Source organism: Mesorhizobium sp. M7A.F.Ca.ET.027.03.2.1 (genome assembly GCF_003999175.1).
Lineage (GTDB): Bacteria > Pseudomonadota > Alphaproteobacteria > Rhizobiales > Rhizobiaceae > Mesorhizobium.
In genome coordinates this window covers 1-805 of sequence record NZ_RZOM01001641.1, presented here as the reverse complement: position 1 = coordinate 805, position 805 = coordinate 1, and the positions used below count along the sequence as shown (strand labels likewise).

Sequence of the window (805 nt, the reverse complement as noted above, 5' to 3'; positions counted from 1 at the left end):
CGACATGATGCCGGACACGATGGGCCGGCTCGTGCACGACTTCAAGAACATTGTCGGCGTCAAGGATGCCACCGGCAAGGTCGAAAGGGTCTCCGAGCAGCGCGCCACGTGCGGCAAGGATTTCATCCAGCTTTCGGGCGAGGACGCTTCGGCGCTCGGCTTCAACGCCCATGGCGGCGTCGGCTGTATTTCGGTGACGTCGAACGTCGCGCCGCGGCTCTGCGCCGAATTCCAGGAGGCAACGCTTGCCGGCGACAGCGTCAAGGCGCTGGATCTGCAGGATCGCCTGCTGCCGCTGCACAAGGCGATCTTCATCGAGCCTGGCGTTTCCGGCGCCAAATACGCGCTGTCGAAGCTAGGCAAGGTCGAAAACGTGCTGCGCTCGCCGCTGGTGACGATCGAACAGTCGACTGCCGACAAGATCGATGCGGCTATGAAGCACGCCGGCTTGATTAATTAGCGAGCCCGTTTGGAAACTCTACTCCTGCGGCCATCTGAAGGCGTCACCTGCGCTTCCGGTGCTCACGTACTATATGTACGCTCCGCTCCGGTTCTCGATGACACCATCATCTGACTCGCAGGAGCGAGTTTCGAAACGGACTCTAAGCATCATGAATCAAGTCAGAAAAGCCGATCCCAACAACAAGACCGTTTCGGAAAACCGTAAGGCGCGGTTTTCCTATGAGGTGCTTGACACGGTCGAGGCCGGTCTGGTGCTGACCGGCACCGAGGTCAAGTCGCTGCGCCAGGGCCAGGCCAACATCCAGGACAGCTATGCCTCGGTTGAAGGCGGCGAGATCTGGCT

The 805-nt window shown here is 60.2% G+C and carries 2 protein-coding genes; both read left to right on the top strand.

All coding sequences use genetic code 11. The annotated features are described in order from the left end of the window. Positions 1-460 (top strand): dihydrodipicolinate synthase family protein (locus tag EN750_RS37035; RefSeq protein WP_189526789.1); only part of this gene is annotated, 460 nt, incomplete at its 5' end. A gap of 151 nt (positions 461-611) precedes the next feature. Next, positions 612-805, top strand: a 194-nt coding sequence (locus EN750_RS37030) for an SsrA-binding protein (protein WP_189526787.1), incomplete at its 3' end; no start/stop codon positions are given.